General features: G+C 40.4%; 19 protein-coding genes. 9 read left to right on the top strand and 10 right to left on the bottom strand.

The window, feature by feature from the left end; all coding sequences use genetic code 11:
- Positions 1-7: 7 nt before the first annotated feature.
- Positions 8-736 carry a 30S ribosomal protein S2 gene (gene rpsB / locus SJ2017_RS07150; protein WP_055023088.1) on the bottom strand — a complete coding sequence of 243 codons (729 nt, stop codon included), beginning with the start codon at positions 734-736 and terminating at the stop codon, positions 8-10.
- A 335-nt stretch (positions 737-1,071) separates the two neighbouring features.
- Between rpsB and map the strand changes: the two genes are divergently transcribed.
- From map to dapD, 3 genes are read left to right on the top strand one after another with little or no spacing between them, the layout of a single operon-like run.
- Positions 1,072-1,863, top strand: coding sequence for a type I methionyl aminopeptidase (gene map / locus SJ2017_RS07145; protein ID WP_080915318.1), 792 nt, complete (start codon positions 1,072-1,074; stop codon positions 1,861-1,863).
- Between the two features lie 24 nt (positions 1,864-1,887).
- Positions 1,888-4,467 (top strand): bifunctional uridylyltransferase/uridylyl-removing protein GlnD, encoded by a 2,580-nt coding sequence (gene glnD, locus SJ2017_RS07140; RefSeq protein ID WP_080915317.1) that lies wholly within the window; start codon positions 1,888-1,890, stop codon positions 4,465-4,467.
- A 20-nt stretch (positions 4,468-4,487) separates the two neighbouring features.
- Positions 4,488-5,312 (top strand): 2,3,4,5-tetrahydropyridine-2,6-dicarboxylate N-succinyltransferase, encoded by an 825-nt coding sequence (dapD, locus tag SJ2017_RS07135; RefSeq protein WP_080915316.1) that lies wholly within the window; start codon positions 4,488-4,490, stop codon positions 5,310-5,312.
- A gap of 105 nt (positions 5,313-5,417) precedes the next feature.
- Here dapD and purU read toward each other — a convergent pair whose 3' ends face one another.
- The 3 genes from purU to SJ2017_RS07120 form a co-directional block, all read right to left on the bottom strand.
- Positions 5,418-6,287 (bottom strand): formyltetrahydrofolate deformylase, encoded by an 870-nt coding sequence (gene purU, locus SJ2017_RS07130; RefSeq protein ID WP_080917426.1) that lies wholly within the window; start codon positions 6,285-6,287, stop codon positions 5,418-5,420.
- A gap of 259 nt (positions 6,288-6,546) precedes the next feature.
- Positions 6,547-8,004: a PTS transporter subunit EIIC gene (locus SJ2017_RS07125; protein WP_080915315.1), complete on the bottom strand. Its 1,458-nt coding sequence runs from the start codon at positions 8,002-8,004 to the stop codon at positions 6,547-6,549.
- Positions 7,971-8,432 carry a flavodoxin gene (locus SJ2017_RS07120; RefSeq protein ID WP_080915314.1) on the bottom strand — a complete coding sequence of 154 codons (462 nt, stop codon included), beginning with the start codon at positions 8,430-8,432 and terminating at the stop codon, positions 7,971-7,973. The genes SJ2017_RS07125 and SJ2017_RS07120 overlap by 34 nt, the downstream gene beginning before the upstream one ends.
- 157 nt (positions 8,433-8,589) lie before the next feature.
- On the opposite strand from SJ2017_RS07120, the gene SJ2017_RS07115 reads away from it, so the two are divergent.
- A complete protein-coding gene (locus SJ2017_RS07115) occupies positions 8,590-8,772 on the top strand; it encodes a hypothetical protein (protein WP_055023094.1) in 183 nt (60 codons plus the stop codon).
- A gap of 228 nt (positions 8,773-9,000) precedes the next feature.
- On the opposite strand, the gene truC is transcribed toward SJ2017_RS07115, so the two are convergent.
- Positions 9,001-9,849: a tRNA pseudouridine(65) synthase TruC gene (gene truC / locus SJ2017_RS07110; RefSeq protein ID WP_080915313.1), complete on the bottom strand. Its 849-nt coding sequence runs from the start codon at positions 9,847-9,849 to the stop codon at positions 9,001-9,003.
- 10 nt (positions 9,850-9,859) lie between these two features.
- Positions 9,860-10,177, bottom strand: coding sequence for a YqcC family protein (locus SJ2017_RS07105; RefSeq protein ID WP_080915312.1), 318 nt, complete (start codon positions 10,175-10,177; stop codon positions 9,860-9,862).
- Between the two features lie 120 nt (positions 10,178-10,297).
- Here SJ2017_RS07105 and SJ2017_RS07100 point away from each other — a divergent pair, with 120 nt between their 5' ends.
- Both SJ2017_RS07100 and SJ2017_RS07095 read left to right on the top strand, forming a co-directional pair.
- Positions 10,298-11,323, top strand: a complete 1,026-nt coding sequence (locus SJ2017_RS07100; RefSeq protein WP_080915311.1) for a DUF3549 family protein — start codon at positions 10,298-10,300, stop codon at positions 11,321-11,323.
- Complete coding sequence (locus SJ2017_RS07095; protein WP_055023098.1) at positions 11,320-11,706, top strand: DUF3301 domain-containing protein; 387 nt, start codon at positions 11,320-11,322, stop codon at positions 11,704-11,706. Before SJ2017_RS07100 ends, SJ2017_RS07095 begins: the two co-directional genes overlap by 4 nt.
- 1,660 nt (positions 11,707-13,366) lie before the next feature.
- On the opposite strand, the gene SJ2017_RS07090 is transcribed toward SJ2017_RS07095, so the two are convergent.
- Complete coding sequence (locus SJ2017_RS07090; protein WP_055023099.1) at positions 13,367-13,690, bottom strand: Mpo1-like protein; 324 nt, start codon at positions 13,688-13,690, stop codon at positions 13,367-13,369.
- Positions 13,691-13,747: 57 nt separating this feature from the next.
- Positions 13,748-14,377, bottom strand: a complete 630-nt coding sequence (locus tag SJ2017_RS07085) for a GNAT family N-acetyltransferase (RefSeq protein ID WP_080915310.1) — start codon at positions 14,375-14,377, stop codon at positions 13,748-13,750.
- A 127-nt stretch (positions 14,378-14,504) separates the two neighbouring features.
- Here SJ2017_RS07085 and SJ2017_RS07080 point away from each other — a divergent pair, with 127 nt between their 5' ends.
- Positions 14,505-14,735, top strand: a complete 231-nt coding sequence (locus tag SJ2017_RS07080; RefSeq protein WP_055023101.1) for a DUF2789 domain-containing protein — start codon at positions 14,505-14,507, stop codon at positions 14,733-14,735.
- A 13-nt stretch (positions 14,736-14,748) separates the two neighbouring features.
- Here the strand turns inward: SJ2017_RS07080 and SJ2017_RS07075 are convergent, their stop codons facing one another.
- Complete coding sequence (locus SJ2017_RS07075; RefSeq protein WP_119968756.1) at positions 14,749-15,135, bottom strand: DUF3192 domain-containing protein; 387 nt, start codon at positions 15,133-15,135, stop codon at positions 14,749-14,751.
- Positions 15,136-15,329: 194 nt separating this feature from the next.
- Between SJ2017_RS07075 and SJ2017_RS07070 the strand changes: the two genes are divergently transcribed.
- Positions 15,330-15,665: a DNA-binding protein gene (locus tag SJ2017_RS07070; RefSeq protein WP_080915309.1), complete on the top strand. Its 336-nt coding sequence runs from the start codon at positions 15,330-15,332 to the stop codon at positions 15,663-15,665.
- A 79-nt stretch (positions 15,666-15,744) separates the two neighbouring features.
- On the top strand, positions 15,745-16,518 hold the full coding sequence (locus SJ2017_RS07065; RefSeq protein ID WP_080915308.1) for a Zn-ribbon-containing protein: 774 nt from the start codon (positions 15,745-15,747) through the stop codon (positions 16,516-16,518).
- Between the two features lie 137 nt (positions 16,519-16,655).
- On the opposite strand, the gene syd is transcribed toward SJ2017_RS07065, so the two are convergent.
- Positions 16,656-17,303: a SecY-interacting protein gene (gene syd / locus SJ2017_RS07060; RefSeq protein WP_080915307.1), complete on the bottom strand. Its 648-nt coding sequence runs from the start codon at positions 17,301-17,303 to the stop codon at positions 16,656-16,658.
- Between the last annotated feature and the right edge of the window lie 43 nt (positions 17,304-17,346).

The raw sequence follows: 17,346 nt of genomic DNA, 5'->3' as shown, positions 1-17,346 counted from the left end.
CACCTTATTAAACAGTTTCTACGAAACCGTCTTGCTCAGCTTGAACAGCTAAATCTTGACCGCGGCCTGAGTTAGCAGCTGCAGCAACAGAAGTAGTGTACAAACGGATAGAACGCATAGCATCATCGTTACCAGGAACGATGTAGTTAACGCCGTCTGGAGCAGAGTTAGTATCAACAACAGCAACAACTGGGATACCTAGGTTGTTAGCTTCTTTAATAGCAATATGCTCATGGTCAGCACCGATAACGAATAATACGTCAGGTAAACCGCCCATGTTTTTGATACCGCCTAAAGATTTTTCTAACTTCTCTAGCTCGCGAGTACGCATTAACGCTTCTTTCTTAGTAAGCTTGTCGAAAGTACCGTCAACTGACTGGCTTTCTAGCTCTTTAAGACGCTTGATTGACTGACGAACAGTTTTCCAGTTAGTTAACATACCGCCTAACCAGCGGTGATCAACGTAGTACTGGTCACAAGAGATTGCAGCTTCTTTGATAGCTTCGCCAGCAGCGCGCTTAGTACCAACAAAAAGGATTTTACCTTTTTTAGAAGCAACGTTGCTAATGAATGCTAATGCTTCGTTGAACATTGGCACAGTGTGCTCAAGGTTGATGATGTGAACACCATTACGTGCACCGAAGATGAAAGGCTTCATCTTAGGATTCCAGTAACGAGTTTGGTGACCGAAGTGAACACCAGCTTGAAGCATGTCGCGCATTGAAACAGTAGTCATTTTATATACCTTAATTTGGGGGGTTAGACCTCCACGAATCCCATACCTTCGACTCTTGCTTGCTAAAATAGCGCACTAAGAGCACCCCGAAGAATGTGTCGATACGTGTGTGATTTAGTATTTAGTTAAATTGCCATCTATAACATGTATAATGGCCGCCATATTTTACGCTTAGTGAAGCAGTAAGTGAAGAAAGTATTTATACTTAATTCAAATGACTCGTCATTAAGACTTAAACATAACGGCGCGCTTTATACCATAACTGGGTAAAAAGCACAAATTTTGACAAATTTATTTACGCCTTTTTTGACCGATACAAGGGTAAGAGAATATTCATGAGCATAGTCATCAAGACAGCAGAACAAATCGAAAAAATGCGTGCTGCGGGTAAATTAGCAGCAGAAGCACTGGAAATGATTGCACCTCACGTCAAGGTCGGTGTGACCACAGATGAACTCAATGATATCTGCGCTAAATACACCGAAGAACAAGGCGCGATTTCAGCACCATTAAATTACCATGGTTTCCCCAAATCAATTTGTACTTCAGTCAATGAAGTCGTTTGTCATGGCATACCAAGCGGTTACCAACTCAAGAATGGCGACATTCTAAATATCGATATCACTGTCATTAAAGATGGTTTCCATGGTGACACATCAAAAATGTTTTTAATTGGCGATGTTAGCCCGAAAGACAGACGTCTTGCTCGTATCGCTCAAGAAAGCTTATATCTTGCGATTAAAAAAGTACGACCTGGTGTTAAATTAGGTGAAATTGGTACTGCAATAGAAAAATTCATCAAAGCAAGTAAATCAGGCTTGGACAAATACTCAATTGTGCAAGATTATTGTGGTCATGGAATTGGTGAAGGCTTCCATGAAGAACCTCAAGTGGTTCACTACAAAAACAATGACAATACTGTATTAAAAGCCGGCATGTGTTTCACAATTGAGCCAATGATTAATGCAGGACGTTATACAACTGTTTTAGATAAAGAAGATAACTGGACAGTCACCACGTCAGATGGTAAAAAATCAGCTCAATGGGAACATACCTTACTCGTTACAGAAACTGGTGTTGAGGTATTAACCTTACGTGGCGAAGAAGACTTCCCAAGAACCATATAACTTAAACACTCAATAAGGACATCAATGAACACAGCGCTGGTAGCAAAAAACACCCTCATCGAATTCAACCAGCGCTTATTGGAGCAATTTACTGCTAAACAGCCAATTACGGACTTAGTTCAGCAGCGCTGCCAATTTGTTGATGCTCTTTTACTCGACAGCTGGCAAAAGTTTGGTTTAGACCAAGCATCTATTTGCTTAATCGCTGTGGGCGGTTATGGTCGAGGAGAACTGCATCCGCATTCAGATATCGACCTACTACTGCTATCCCAATCTGATGAAACCAGTCAGCAAGCCAAAGATGCCATCAGTCAGTTCATCACTTACCTGTGGGACTCTGGGTTAGAAATTGGCCATAGTGTTCGCACTATTGCAGATACTCTTTCTCAAGGTGCTCAAGACATCACTATTGCTACCAATCTGTTGGAAGCAAGGTTATTAATGGGTGATAACCGTTTATACGACGAATTATACGATGCTATCCGCCAGCCTGACTTCTGGCCTTCACAAGCGTTCTTTTTAGGCAAAAAAGAAGAACAAGATCTGCGCCACGAAAAAGCCAACGCTTTTGATTTAGAGCCTAATATCAAATCTTGCCCTGGCGGTTTAAGAGATATTCAAACCATTGCTTGGGTAGCGATGCGTCATTTTGATGCTGCCTCATTACAAGATTTAGTTGAGCATGATTTCCTAACTCCTGTTGAATTAACTGAGCTGCTCGAATGTCGTGATTTTTTATGGCAACTACGCTTTGCTCTGCATATGACGTCGGGTAGAAATGAAAACAGGCTGCTATTTGATTTACAACGCCAAGTAGCGACAGCAATGGGTTATGAAGATGCCACTCAACTGGCTGTTGAGCAAATGATGAAGCGTTACTATCGCACGGTTAGACGTGTGATGGAGCTGAATGAAATGCTGTTGCAATTGTTTAAACGGGCAACACTTAATCAAACGACGTCATTAACGATATACCCTATCAATAATCAATTTCAGCGCCGCGGCCGTTATATTGAAGTTTTGGATGAAAGTGTATTTGAAAACCAGCCAGAACAAATTCTTAATCTCTTTTTACAAGTGGCACGTAACTCTAATATTCAACGAATATACGCCCCGACGTTGCGCCTTTTAAGACAAGCAAGGCGTAAACTCACAGGTCCTTTGCAAGATAATCCTGAATGCCGCAAGTATTTCATGGCAATATTAAAGCATCCTCGTGGAATTGCCGCCTTGTCATTAATGCATAAGCATGGGATTTTATCTTCTTACTTACCTGCTTGGCGCAAAATTGAAGGCCAAATGCAGTTTGATTTGTTCCATGCATACACTGTTGATGAACATACACATCGATTGCTGCTGAATATCGACCGATTTTCCCAAGCAGATCAGAAAGATGAGTTTCCACTCGGGGCGATTTTGATCAACCAATTACCAAAGAAAGGGTTATTGGTGCTAGGCGCAATCTTTCATGATATCGCTAAAGGACGTGGCGGAGACCACAGTAAACTCGGCGCGACTGATGCACTTGATTTTTGTAAGTTACATGGATTAAGCGATCATGACGGACGGCTCGTGGCTTGGTTGGTCGAAAATCACTTGGTGATGTCGGTAACAGCGCAGCGTCGTGATATTTCAGATCCTGATGTTGTCGCCACTTTTGCTGATAGAGTGCAAGATGCCGTGCATCTCAGTTATTTGTACTGTCTAACTGTGGCAGACATATGCGCGACTAATCACAAAGCATGGAATAACTGGAAAGGTTCATTACTGCGAGACTTATATTTTTCAACTCAAAGGGTGCTGTCGCGCGGTAAAGAGAAACCTATTGATGTTGCTGATCGCGTATTAGAAATCCAACAAAAAGCGCAAAAAGAGCTACTTAGACGTGGCCTTAAACAAAAAAGCATCAATGAGCTGTGGCTACGCTTTAAAGACGATTACTTTTTACGCCATCAGCCTAATCAAGTCTCGTGGCACACAGAAGCCTTGCTCAAGCATGACAAGCAAAAGCCATTAGTGCTTATTTCAAAGCATACGACTCGTGGCGGCAGCGAGCTATTTGTTTATGCTAAAGACAAGCCAAAGTTATTCGCCACTGTGATGACAGTATTAGACAATAAAAATATTAATGTTCATGATGCAAATGTCATGACATCAAATGATGATTACGCCCTAGATACCTTTGTTATCTTAGAGCAAGATGGCGAACCCATCACTCAGCTCTCGCGAATTCAATCGATTAAAAAGTCGCTTGAAAAAGCATTAGCGAGCCAAAAACCTAAACCACCTAAATTTAGGAAAATGGCCCGTATCATGAAACCTTTTAACGTTCGTACACAAGTGAGTTTCTTGCCAGGTGCAAAGCATGATACAAGTATGATGGAGCTTATTGCATTGGATAGCCCGGGATTACTGGCCAAAGTCGGTGATGTATTATATCGCTGCGATACCACGTTATTATCAGCTAAAATCACCACTATTGGCGAACGAGCTGAAGACTTCTTCATTCTGCAAACTTCAGATGGACAGGCGTTAAATGAAGAACAACAAACACAATTATCCGAAGCGCTTTCAGGAGCGCTTTCTCAACCTTTACATCAATAAACACAATTTGGGAGATAGTAATGGAGGCATTACGCCAACGCATAGAAGCTGCATTTGAGGCTCGTCAGGACATCACACCTAGCACAGTTGAGCCAAGTGTTCGTGCAGATATCGAAACTGTCATTAGCATGCTTGATAAAGGCCAAGCTCGTGTTGCAGAGAAGATTGATGGCGAATGGCACGTACACCAATGGTTAAAGAAAGCAGTACTACTTTCTTTCCGTATCTTTGACAACGAAGTGGTTGAAGGTGGTGACACTAAGTACTTTGATAAAGTACCGCAAAAGTTCTCTGATTACACAGCTGAAAGATTTATAGAAGAAGCAATCCGTGTTGTACCACCTGCAACGGTACGTAAAGGTTCATTCATCGGAAAGAACACCGTACTCATGCCATCTTACGTAAACCTAGGTGCTTATGTGGATGAAGGCACTATGGTAGATACTTGGGCTACCGTTGGTTCTTGTGCACAGATTGGTAAGAATGTGCATTTATCTGGTGGTGTCGGCATTGGTGGTGTACTTGAGCCATTACAAGCCGGCCCAACCATCATTGAAGATAACTGTTTTATCGGCGCACGCAGTGAAATTGTTGAAGGCGTTGTTGTTGAAGAAGGCAGCGTAATTTCAATGGGTGTTTACATTGGTCAAAGTACCCGTATTTTTGACCGTGAAACTGGTGAAGTACATTACGGTCGCGTACCAGCAGGCTCTGTAGTGGTTTCAGGTAACCTACCTTCTAAATGTGGCACTTACAGCTTATATGCGGCAATCATCGTTAAGAAAGTCGATGCTAAAACCCGCGGAAAAGTCGGTATTAACGAGTTATTACGTATCGTTGATTAATATTAATCATCTGATAAATGATTCAAAAAAGGCCTCGTAATGAGGCCTTTTTTATAAACTTAACATTTTACTGTGACTATTTGCAGTAACAAAATACAAGCATAGTTAGAACACCACTGTCTTATTGCCATACACCACAACTTGCTCATCTAGTACCAATTGTAAGGCTTTACTCAAAACGCTTTTTTCAACATCTCTGCCATTATGCGCCAATTCTTCTGCACTAAAGCTATGATCAACATTAATCACATCCTGCTTAATAATCGGCCCTTCATCTAAACAGTTATTCACAAAGTGCGCAGTTGCGCCAATAATTTTTACCCCCCTCTCCCATGCTTGTCGATATGGTGATGCACCGATAAAGGCTGGCAAAAATGAATGGTGAATATTAATAATCGTGTTTGGATAATGAGCAACAAACTCTGGCGTCAAAATACGCATAAATTTTGCTAATACAATATAATCAGGCGAGTACTGCTTAATGATTTCTAAAATGGCCATTTCGTGTTGTTGTCTATCAATCCCTTGATGGCAAACATGATGAAACGGGATATCAAACTTCTCAGTTAATGCTTGCAGGTTATCGTAATTACCAATAACTGCAGCAATTTCCACATCAAGGCCGCCATAATAGGACTTCATTAAAATATCACCTAAACAGTGCGCTTCCTTGGTCACTAAAATCACGATGCGCTTACGACCAGCATCTACCAATTTCATATGATTTTGCTCAGGCAGCACCAGCCTAAGATCGGCTAGCAAAGCATCATCATCAATATGACCTTCAAGCACAGTACGCATAAAAAAGCGTCCTTGTTGATGGTCTACAAACTCGGTGTTTTTAACAATATTTAGGTGGTGGGCAAAACATACCCCGGTAATTTTGGCAATCAAGCCTTGTGCATCTTCACAATCAGTAATAAGAATTTTACGATCTACACTTAATGCAGGGGTATCAGATTGGTTTTTTTTCATAACTACACGACTCACATCAATTTTTGCCAACAGGCCTTTCAAACTAAATTAATTCATTAATAACACAGCTAGGGCAAGCACAAGATAAGAACATCAATATTTATGGGTAATTTGATAAATAAGGTAAGCCATATACAGAATCTTTAATTTAAAGGAGGAATAATTATGAATTGTTTATCTTATACGCTCTAGAGATGACCAATAATACAGCTCACTTAGAAGATAACCCAGCCTTATGAAATATAAGCCAGAGCAAGCATTACTGCCTTGTATCCAAGTACCTTTGTAGTAACTTGCGTAAACTTTCTGCTTTTGTGCCAAAAACGACCTGCACGCCCTTACCTACTTTAATCACTCCCTTAGCACCTAATCTCATTAAACGTGGCTTATCAACTAATTTAGGATCAACTACAGCTATTCTTAGGCGGGTTAAACAAGCATTAAGCTCAATGATATTTTCAGGACCACCCAATGCACTGACCATTGCACGTAAACTTTCTTTATTTCCGGTATCTTCTGCTGCTATTCGCCCTGGAGTTTTCAAGTTAAACGCAACAATACTGACCCTAAATATCAAATAATAGATAAACGCCGTTAATGGGCCTAAAAACCAAAACCAACTGGTATTACTTGATTGTGCAAATAACACGCTAAAGTCAATCAAGCCATGAGAAAACACCACACTGTGGTTGATATCAAGCAAGATGCAAATCGCATAAGCCGCACCAGTTAGTAACGCATGAATAATAAATAACAGCGGCGCGACAAACATAAAAGCAAATTCAATAGGCTCAGTGATACCAGTCAACCAGCAAGTTGCCGCAGCAGAAAGCATAATTCCTGCAACCCGATTTTGTTCGGGTTTATCAGCGCAGCGCCAAATCGCAAGCGCTGCGGCAGGTAATCCCCACATTTTAATCAAGTAGCCTCCCGCTAGATTTCCCGCTAAAGGGTCGCCAGCAAGATAACGTGCTATCTCACCTCTAACCATTTTACCTTCATGGAAGTACTGACCCACTTCAAGATAAAATGGTGCATTCCAAATGTGATGAAGCCCCAGCGGAATCAAAAAACGTTCTATCGTGCCGTAAACGGCAAAAGCTAATGCAGGATCTTGATAAACGGCCCATAGTGATAAGCTATCTATCTGATAAGCGAGCGTCGGCCATATGTGAGCCAACAAAAATGCCAATGCCATTGCAAAAGGAATAATAAGCAAACCGGCACTTCGCTGACCTTCAAAAAATGAAAACATCGCAGGCAATTTGACATCTTGGCTCATTCTCACCACAAAACATGTCATCGCCCCCACTAAAATACCGCCAGCAATACCTGTATCTATGGTGTCAATTCCCCATAAGGGTCGAGCAGGCAATTGATAAATTACAGTAAATGCCCCCATTGACGAGATAAAAACACCAAAACCAAACACTGCCACAAAAGCCGCTATACCTTGGTCTTTACAAAAACCAATGGCAATTGCTACCGCAAATAACAATGGCATCATGGTGAAGATTAAATTACCAACAGCTGAAAATACCGTTGCAAGTTCTTGAGGAATAAAAGGAAGTGGATTATATGACAAGCCCAACATCACACCAGCAGCAGGTAAAATGGCAATAGGAATGAGCAGCGCCTGACTGAGGCGCTGAGCAAATTTAAACCACTGCTGACTTAATCGTCTTATTGATTGAGAGACTGAGCGGCTGAGTGCCATGTTGATATCCATTGCACCGCGTCAGTTTCTGGCTCCATGGTTTCACATGCATCAATATCTAAACGCGCTGTTAGCGGTTTGGCACCAAGTTCAGCAAATAATTCATCGAATTGTTTAGCCGCGCCACAGAAAGTCTCGTAACTTGAATCACCTAAACCAATAATGCTGTAACGTAAACCAGGAAGATAAGGCGCTGCGGACTTCATTTCAGCAAACCAAGGCGCAATATCATCAGGTAAATCACCTTGACCTGTAGTTGAAGTAACTATGATTAATAGTTCGTCTTCCTTAGGCACAAATCCCGTTAAATCAGATGATTGAATAAGGTTAGTTTCAAAATCAAGTTCAGCAATTTTGCTTGTCAGTGTTTCAGCAACAAACTGAGCACTGCCATATACGGTGCCAAACACTAAATTAACTTTTTCCATGTTATACTTCTCTTCAAGTTAACTAACTTCTATTATTCACTTAGCTAGCGGCTAAGACATGAGGTTGATAACTTCACCATACTGTATTCTCACGCTAAGCTGCAAGTATGAAATACAAACAAAAGTAATAACTTACATATACGTTAAGGTTACTGTTATGCGTCAAGCCAACAGGCACAGATTGTTTAAGCTGCAACATAAGTCCGCTCACATTAGGCGTAACTTCTATTTTCGGTCTGAGCAACAAGATACCAGTAAGCCACTTGAGAAGATTGAAGAGTTTGAAAAGCTTAAATCAGTTTTACTTGAGCATACCAAAGCACCTTTTAAAGCCAGTTAACGCAGACGCATAAGCGCTAAACTCGTATCGAGAATGGTTATATTAAGTGCATAAAAGATACATATGCTGTGAGCGGATAAATAATGTAACGCATTAGAAAGAGATACTGCATCGAGTATCTCTTTGATATTTCAAATCTAAGCCTAAATTAAGCCTAAACCAAGCCTTATTAAGTCCACACCAAGCATTATTAAGTCCACACCAAGCCTTTATAGTGAATAGAGCCAATTAAGCTATGTCTAGGGGAGTATCAATATCCAAATGTTCTTGCCAACCAAATTGCTCAAATAAAGTTGACCATTCCTGTTCAAGCTCGGTTTCAATATGCATTAACTCGTTGGTCACCGGGTGAGTAAACTGCAGCGACTTAGCAATTAACCAAAGTCGGTTAATTTCAAAGTGGCTTCTAAAAAACTTATTTTGTTTGCCATCGCCATGAGTCGTATCACCGATAATGGGGTGACGTAAATGAGCCATATGGCGGCGCAATTGATGCTTTCGACCAGTTTGAGGCGTTAATTTAATCAAACAAAAACGGCTGGTAGGATATCGGCCAGAGCTAAAAGGGATCTCAGCATTTAATAACGGCTCATAGTCTGTAACAGCATCTTGGGCAGGTTTATCTTTACGGGCTTTTTTATCCGCGACATCATCCAGCTCAACCTTAAGAGCATAATCTAATCTCGCTGCTTTATGCATATTGCCACGCACTAATGCTAAATATTGTTTCTTCACATGATGTTGCTCAAATTGCTCACACAAGGCCCGTGCTACTTCACTACTTTTGGCAAACAGCAGCACACCAGATGTCGGCCTATCGAGCCTATGTACCGGAAAAACATGACAACCGACGAGATCACGAGTAAGTTGCATCGCAAAAAATCGCTCTTTTCTTGCCAAGTATGAGCGGTGAACTAATAATCTTGCAGGCTTATGAATCGCAACGATATGCTCATCTTGAAATAATATTTCCAACTCTGGCGCGACTTCATCATTCTCAGCGTCTTCAGCAACCTCAGTATCGGTACCAATATATTCATCATCAGCAAACGGGCTTATGTATTTTTCTTCAGTCATCACTTTCACCTTATTGACCCGTTAACAGATTATCTAATACAGCTAAAAGCTTGGTTAACTCAGCGAGTTCAGCTCGATTGCCCCACACACGCTCAGCCATCGGAGCCAGTGAAATTTTGCTAGGTAACGGCGATTGTGTTCGGATCAACATCGACATCTTAGGAATAAAAATAAATTGCAGCCATTGCTCGAAACGTAACGTATCACAGGCAAATGGAGCGACACTGGCAAGCTCAGCATCAGATGGCGATTGGATTGACCATAAATGATTGATTTTAAGTTGCTGTTCCAGCGACTCTAGTAATTGAACAGTTTGAATATAAGGCATAACAGAAGATTATCGCTTAAACGGTTTGAAAATATCACAGGTGTTTGTGCGACTAATCATATCATCAGGCGGCAGTTAACCCTATAATAGCGGCAAGTTAATCGCGAAAAATAAGCTCTCATGACACAACTCGAAACCTTAAGCCAATTCCTCGACACTGCTAATACCCAATTTCAGGTTTATGATTTAGGCCGCAGAGTAGCCAATATCGACCCTGTGCTATTTAGCCAAATTGAAGCGCTAAACACGCCTTACCCTTATCCAATTCAAGGTCACGCTCAATTTGCCATTGTATTTTGGCGTGAAGACCAGCCACCTTTTATCTGGTTTTTAAAGCTCCCGTTAGATGAGCGAGGATTACTGTCACCAGCACAACGTAGTCAGTTCATTAAAATGATTTTAGAAGCACTAGGACGTGATCCAACAAAAGCGTTAACTGATGAAGAACAAGAACGCTACGCCAATCACCCATTTAGCTTTAAACCAAGCCAAGAAAAGTTAGCATTATTTAACGCATTGGTAAAAAAACAGCTAAGCCAACAAGCATCTGCACAATATGAATATGCGGCTCAATATTTTGCACAGTTAGATGAAACACAAGCCCAAAGCGATAATTGGCAACAATTGGGTTTACAGGGCATTGCTGATGTCTGTGTTCGTTTAGACAAATTTGATCATGACAAACACATCAATGCATCATTTTCATTCGCGCCTTTAGAAGTACAAGCTGCTGTGTGTCAGTGTTTAGAACATGTCACCATCTCAAAATCGTTGGCCGAAACCATTTTTGATAAATTATCGGCAGCAGACATTGAGCACAAACATATCTATCTGCGAGCGCTATCGTCTCAGCCTGAATTAACCCAAAAAGCCATTAAACAGTTGGTTAATTTTCAGCAATTAGATGAAAACTTATTGATCACTATTGCAGCAAGAAGCTGGATAGCATTAAAAGATGATGCAACTCGCAAACTTTATCTAGAAGTTTTAGCCAATCAACCGCAAAACTTCTTTAATCAAGTATTTGCTGATATCGTAGCAATACCAAGCCTGCGAGAATCGCTATTACTAGACTTAAGAAGTACCGACCGCAGCGCCACACTTTCTTCCGCCATTGGCGGATTATTTAGGGCCGTAAGCCAATGATGTCAGATTTTATATTAATCGTTGCCGTTGTAGTGGTCGCTGCATTTTTTTGGCAATTACGCCAAATGGCAGAGATCAGCCGCCGTTATGCTGAAAAGTCTTGCGCCGGTCAGAAGGTTCAACTGCTTGCTATCGCAATGGAGTCGGCAAAACCGAGTATTGGCGGTACAACAGGGTTATGTTGGCGAGCTAAATTCATGTTTGAGTTCAGCACCGACGGTATTAACCAATACCGTGGTCATATCAACATGCACGGCAAAAAAATTGAAAAAATTAATTGGCCAATTTTCCCAGAGCCTGAATGGATGGACGCACCAATGGCTAAAGGCAAATTTGGTGGCTGCGGCGGTGCTTCGAGCTGCAATTCGGGTAAATGCCGATAATAACAACATTGATGCGCTTTATTATCACTAACGCTATCATTTTGATGGCGTTTTTTATATCTGTCGCTAACACTTTTAAAAACACGATAATAAGCGTGAAAAGTCATAGTAAAAGTAGAGGTAAAGTAGAGTTTTCACTTACACCAGAATGCCTGAACCAATGCACGCCTTTAAAAAGTAAAAAATAACGGTAATTAAAGCTTCACCTTGCCGAAATAAACTTGAGTCCAAACTTTACAAATTCCAAAAGAAAGACCGCGACAATAAATTGCCGCGGCCTCTTGTACTCTTGTTAAGCCTTCCTGCTATTTTTGTGCTCCCTGCACCATCCATGCGTCTAACTTGCTCCGTGCGCTATCCTTATTCAATCCTTGATGTTCCTTGTACACTGAAGTACTGTCCCTCTTACTCGATTATCCCTTGACCGAGCCTGCTCAAATCCTTAAGCGTGTCCTTTAATTCGTCCTTGGTTTTCTTCCATGACATCCATGATTCAATCATTTGCATCCAATGCAATCACTGTTATCCATAACAGCGTAAATCCTTTTATTGATGTCCTAAAAATCCTTTTCTACAATAAAACCTTTCATCTTAATGATGTCAGTATCATCCTTTGACACTGCCGTTATCCATAACGGTTGTTTTACTGTCGTCGAGAAAGTGTATTCTTAATCATCATCCTGATGAACAAATTATCTCTCTCGTGCATTTACTGCTTGGGTATATTTTAAGAGATGTACGAATAAATAAATATGCACAAAACAGCAAATTAACAAAAAAACAACACTGCGAATTTCGAACAAACATCATAAAGCCATAATTATCAACAACTTAAAAAAATCGTTTAGTGTAAGTCTATTTTAAAAGCGATTATTCTCACATCTCTTGTGAGATATCTCTTACAAATCGGGTAGACAAATGCACTTTTGAAGCGGTTAAGCTGTTCACATATTTAACAAATGAATATCTCATATAATAAAAAGCGCAACCCTAACATGTAAGGTTGCGCCAGTTTTACGCTTTGTTAGCCATCCTGCTAAGTTGTGCTCCCTGCTCCATCCTTGCGAATCGTCTTGCTCCTTGCTCCCTTATTCCTTTTTTACTCAATATCCTTGTATATGCCTTTTAAGCCATACTTGAGTTCTCAATCCTTTGAACAGTCAATCCTTTTGACCGAATCTAACTCCTAAAATTACCTTCCTGGTATTTGCTTCCTGCTACCCATATCTTCCTGACTTGGGGTCATCCATGTTTCAGTTAATCCTTAACTGAGCTTTTGCCCACTCCTTGAGCGTGTCCTACTTTCATCCTGAAAATCATTACATGTATTCGTATCAATAACTCTCATCCTGAGTGTTAATCGCCAAATACTTTCTAAGCACTACTATTACTGTTCACTGACTTTTTAAAAAGTTACTTCCTGTAACGATTTGTTTAGTCATTCAATTAATTGCTTAGTGACTTTATTGTATTGAAATCATGTAATAGAAAAATGGAAAAAAGTGGATGAAACAAAATATTCACAATAGCCTACGTCAAACTAAAACAACTAAATTATTGTTTTAAAAGAACATAAAAATTAAATAAAAGAAATTAACTCGATTAAAGAATATGAAAACCTACAGTAAGGTGAGAGATCTCTTACATTCCTGATTAACACTTAACCAGAGTTTTTCTTGAGGCCGAGTTTATTTTTTAACATTTGTGCAAACATGACCCAGTCAGCAAGTAAACTATAAAAGGGGTACTCAAATGTGGCGGGTTTATTCTTTTCAAAGAAGAAGTGACCAACCCAAGCAAAGCCATAACCGATTACGGGCAATGTCCATAAAAGCCACCATTGTTGTGATAACAACACTATAATCAACATGACCACAATAATTCCGCTACCGATATAGTGAAGTCGTCTGCATGTTACATCTTGATGTTGAGATAAATAAAAAGGATAAAAAGAATTAAAGTCTTGGTATTTTTTCGTGCTCATTTTCCATCCTACCTAGCGATTAAATCAATACGCTCACTATATAAACTGCGAACCGAGTTATTTACTCGAATATATCAATACTTCACCATCTACAGTGCCGATCGTTAGTTGAGAAAGGTGCTGAAAACCCTCACGGATAAATAACTCACTGTGTTTAGGATTATTAATAAACACGCCGATACCATCGAGTTCAGGTTGGTCATCACACCAACTTAACACAGCGTGAATCAATTTAGCGCCATTCCCTTTACCCTGTTCAATGGGCGATAACGCTATAAACTGCAGAATGCCATATTGATTACTTGGTAGGCTTTCTAAAATACTATTCTCTTTGTTGATTAATGCTTGCGTGGAGCTCCAACCGGTTCCCAGCACCATTTTCAAACGCCAATGCCAATAGCGGCTTTCACCTAATGGCACTTGATGAGTAATCACGCACGCAACACCAATCAATCTTTCACCATTAAACCAGCCAATTAAAGGTTGCTCTTGCTGCCATAATTCAGTTAATTCTTCCCTGATAGCGGCACGTAATTTTTGCTCGTAACTGGCTTTATTAGCCGTGGACAAGGCTTCAATGAAAAACGGATCATCATGATAGGCGTTATATATTATCGACGCAGCCACCCGTAAATCTTCTGCTGTCAGGTACACTGCACGATATTCCGCCATAGTAGTCTGTTCCATAATTTCAGTCTCATTGAAGTTCAGTGAATAGTTACAAGTTAACAAGTTTGAAACATATTGCAATTTTAATCCGCTCGCCTAGGCTTAATGCAGATAAGTCCATTCACTTCTTAATAAGGTCGTCATCATGGATACCACCTCAATAACGTTAAACCACCTATTTGAACAACTCGGACTGGATGCATCACCGACTGGAATTGAGCACTTTATTACTACGCATAACATTCCTAACGAAATACCAATTACCCAAGCTAGCTTTTGGAATGAAGCACAAAAAGCATTTATTACAGAGGCCTTAACGCAAGACGCCCAGTGGTCAGAACTCGTCGACCAACTGGACGTATTATTAAGGCAATAACAGTAACTACAGTCTAGATTTTTTGGTAAGCCGTATCGCCCCAACCAACTAATTTATTATCACTGATCACCACAGGAGTACATTCATCCTTAGTGGTTTTACCATCACCTTTGCTCCACTGAGTACGATAAAAGAATACATGGACTTCTTTTTTCGGACTGTCTGCGTCAGCTTGAGTAACATAAGCCTCACTGAAATCAGCAGTACCCATTAGAGTCGTTACTTGATCTCGCGCCATACCAATCGTCAACTTAGATAAATTAGTACGATTAGTTTGTTGTTGTTTTTCCCAATAAGAGCTGCTGCGATTACCTTCGTGATCACCCACATTCAACACACAACCACTCAATGAAAGACTGCTTACAGCCATTAACAATGCTAAACCCAATTTTGCTTTCATGATACTTCCTTATTATTAAAATGATTCTCACGTAATTTCTACTCAAACTGTTTTTGAGATACGTTATAATGTTGTCCATTATGATTAAGCTAAAAGCATGCCAAAAGTTATATTATTGATTTTATTATATTTTTAAAATAACATTTGATTAAATCATCATTTTCACCAATCAACATTGAGGATTTTCACTAATTATGAGTCCAATCGAACAAGTCCTCGCAGCGGCCAAAACCATTGCAATGAATGGCCACACTCCGACGATGGCATTAGTAAAAGGAAAACTGGGTGGTAAAGTGCCAATGCCTTTGTTAATCCAAGGCTTGCAACAGTTTAAAGCTATCCCAAAAGATCAGTGGCAAACCTTGCCAGATCTAGGCGATGCGCTAGAGTCGACCAAACAAACAGCCAATACTGAGCGACAACAACTTGAGCAACTATTTCAAACGCAAATTCAACAAATGAAAGCTGACTTTGACAAAAAAATTGAATCGCTAGAACAGCGTATCGCCCAATTAGAAAATCAATCATAAGGCTGTTATTAGTTTAAATTAGATTGACCACAAGACTTTTTAACGACACCCAAACACTTAACACATTAACGGAACTCCCATGTTTGTCACTGAGCTCAGATTTGAATGTTTTGCGGATACCACCATCACCGCGGCAGAAAAAGCCATCAACCATTATCTCGAATCATTACGAGCAAACGGTCAAATATTGGGAAGAGAATTTGCAGTCGCCTTTAACGAAGGTGAGTTTAAAGTGCGATTGTTGATGCCAGAAAAAACCAGCTTAGCAACTCGTCACAATAGTCCTTGGACTAAACAAGCCTTACAACAATTAACAGACGCAAAACTGTTAGCACCGCGCGAGAAATATATAGGCCAAGATATTAACTCTGAAGTCAGCAATACGGAGCAGCCTAGCTGGCAAGTGTTATATACCAGCTATGTACATATGTGTTCACCTATCCGATCTGGCGATAACTTACTCCCCATTCCACTGTATCAGCTGCCTGCAACCTTTAACGGCGATCATAAACGCGTCATTCGCTGGCAGACAGAGTGGCAAGCCTGTGATGAATTACAAATGGCAGCGGCCACAAAGGCTGAATTTGCAGCATTAGAAGAAATTACCAGTCATCAAAGTGATTTATTTAGACGGGGCTGGGATATCAGGGGCGGAGTTGAGTATTTAACTAAAATCCCAACTTATTATTATTTATACCGTGTCGGTGGCGAAAACCTTGCCAGTGAAAAAAACCGAGCTTGTCCACGTTGCGGCTCAAAAGCGTGGCGTTTAGATGAGCCATTATTAGACATGTTCCACTTTAGGTGCGAGCCATGTCGAATTGTATCGAATATCTCATGGGATCATCAGTAAAATTATCTTCTCGTCAATAGATACTAATACAACGAGTTAGCTGATAACGCATTATCGGTTCATTCAATAAAAAAGCCAGACCGCATCTATAGCCTGATCTATAGCCTGGCTTTTTTATTTTATGTCCGAATAAGCAATTATTTCTTGCCTTTAATCAAATCATTCCACATCATTTTCATTCGCTGCCAAATACCTGGATGAGCAACATATTCCTCTACAATCGGCTCTACCGGCGGCGTTACTCGTGGTGTTAGCGCATCAATAAATTCCGCAAGACTATCGGCTAATTTATCTTTGGGCCTATCACCTGGAATTTCAATCCACACACTGCCATCTTCATTATCGACAGTAATCATCTGTTCGCCATCACCTAAAACGCCAACAAACCAAGTTGGTGCTTGTTTAAGCTTTTTCTTCATCATTAAGTGGCCAATTACATTTTGTTGCAAAGATTCAAAATCTTGCTGGTTCCAAACCTGCAGTAACTCCCCTTCGCCCCATTTAGAATCGAAAAAAAGTGGCGCAGAAAAAAACTCACCATAAAAGGCATTAATGTCTTGATGAAGCTTGATGTCTAATGCATGTTCTACATTACTGAAATCTGAATTACTTTTTCGTTTTACCGCTTTCCAAAAAACCGCACCGTCAGATTCAAGATCATACTTGCCTTCAATACAAGCGGATCCTTGCCCAAGTGGGAAATAACGGGGTAACTCGTCTAATACATCCTGATAAGCTTGTATATAACGGCTAGAAAAATGTTCCAATGAAGTTGAACAAGACACTTAAGATGCTCCAGTTTTGGGTTATAATAAAAGTCTATTTTGA

Origin of the sequence: Shewanella japonica, assembly GCF_002075795.1 — a bacterium.
Taxonomy (GTDB): domain Bacteria; phylum Pseudomonadota; class Gammaproteobacteria; order Enterobacterales; family Shewanellaceae; genus Shewanella; species Shewanella japonica.
Note: the sequence above shows the minus strand (reverse complement) of the source record. Positions and strands in the feature narration are given on the sequence as shown.

What these genes read in the sequence shown, in the direction of transcription:
- SJ2017_RS07105 (WP_080915312.1), bottom strand. Translation starts at nt 10,177, where the DNA reads ATGCCTTATATTCAAACTGTTCAATTACTAGAGTCGCTGGAACAGCAA.
- SJ2017_RS07115 (WP_055023094.1), top strand. Translation starts at nt 8,590, where the DNA reads ATGCGTCAAGCCAACAGGCACAGATTGTTTAAGCTGCAACATAAGTCC.
- SJ2017_RS07070 (WP_080915309.1), top strand. Translation starts at nt 15,330, where the DNA reads ATGAGTCCAATCGAACAAGTCCTCGCAGCGGCCAAAACCATTGCAATG.
- SJ2017_RS07080 (WP_055023101.1), top strand. Translation starts at nt 14,505, where the DNA reads ATGGATACCACCTCAATAACGTTAAACCACCTATTTGAACAACTCGGA.
- SJ2017_RS07090 (WP_055023099.1), bottom strand. Translation starts at nt 13,690, where the DNA reads ATGAGCACGAAAAAATACCAAGACTTTAATTCTTTTTATCCTTTTTAT.
- SJ2017_RS07100 (WP_080915311.1), top strand. Translation starts at nt 10,298, where the DNA reads ATGACACAACTCGAAACCTTAAGCCAATTCCTCGACACTGCTAATACC.
- SJ2017_RS07095 (WP_055023098.1), top strand. Translation starts at nt 11,320, where the DNA reads ATGATGTCAGATTTTATATTAATCGTTGCCGTTGTAGTGGTCGCTGCA.
- map (WP_080915318.1), top strand. Translation starts at nt 1,072, where the DNA reads ATGAGCATAGTCATCAAGACAGCAGAACAAATCGAAAAAATGCGTGCT.
- SJ2017_RS07120 (WP_080915314.1), bottom strand. Translation starts at nt 8,432, where the DNA reads ATGGAAAAAGTTAATTTAGTGTTTGGCACCGTATATGGCAGTGCTCAG.
- purU (WP_080917426.1), bottom strand. Translation starts at nt 6,287, where the DNA reads ATGAAAAAAAACCAATCTGATACCCCTGCATTAAGTGTAGATCGTAAA.
- SJ2017_RS07125 (WP_080915315.1), bottom strand. Translation starts at nt 8,004, where the DNA reads ATGGCACTCAGCCGCTCAGTCTCTCAATCAATAAGACGATTAAGTCAG.
- dapD (WP_080915316.1), top strand. Translation starts at nt 4,488, where the DNA reads ATGGAGGCATTACGCCAACGCATAGAAGCTGCATTTGAGGCTCGTCAG.
- glnD (WP_080915317.1), top strand. Translation starts at nt 1,888, where the DNA reads ATGAACACAGCGCTGGTAGCAAAAAACACCCTCATCGAATTCAACCAG.
- rpsB (WP_055023088.1), bottom strand. Translation starts at nt 736, where the DNA reads ATGACTACTGTTTCAATGCGCGACATGCTTCAAGCTGGTGTTCACTTC.
- SJ2017_RS07065 (WP_080915308.1), top strand. Translation starts at nt 15,745, where the DNA reads ATGTTTGTCACTGAGCTCAGATTTGAATGTTTTGCGGATACCACCATC.
- truC (WP_080915313.1), bottom strand. Translation starts at nt 9,849, where the DNA reads ATGACTGAAGAAAAATACATAAGCCCGTTTGCTGATGATGAATATATT.
- SJ2017_RS07075 (WP_119968756.1), bottom strand. Translation starts at nt 15,135, where the DNA reads ATGAAAGCAAAATTGGGTTTAGCATTGTTAATGGCTGTAAGCAGTCTT.
- SJ2017_RS07085 (WP_080915310.1), bottom strand. Translation starts at nt 14,377, where the DNA reads ATGGAACAGACTACTATGGCGGAATATCGTGCAGTGTACCTGACAGCA.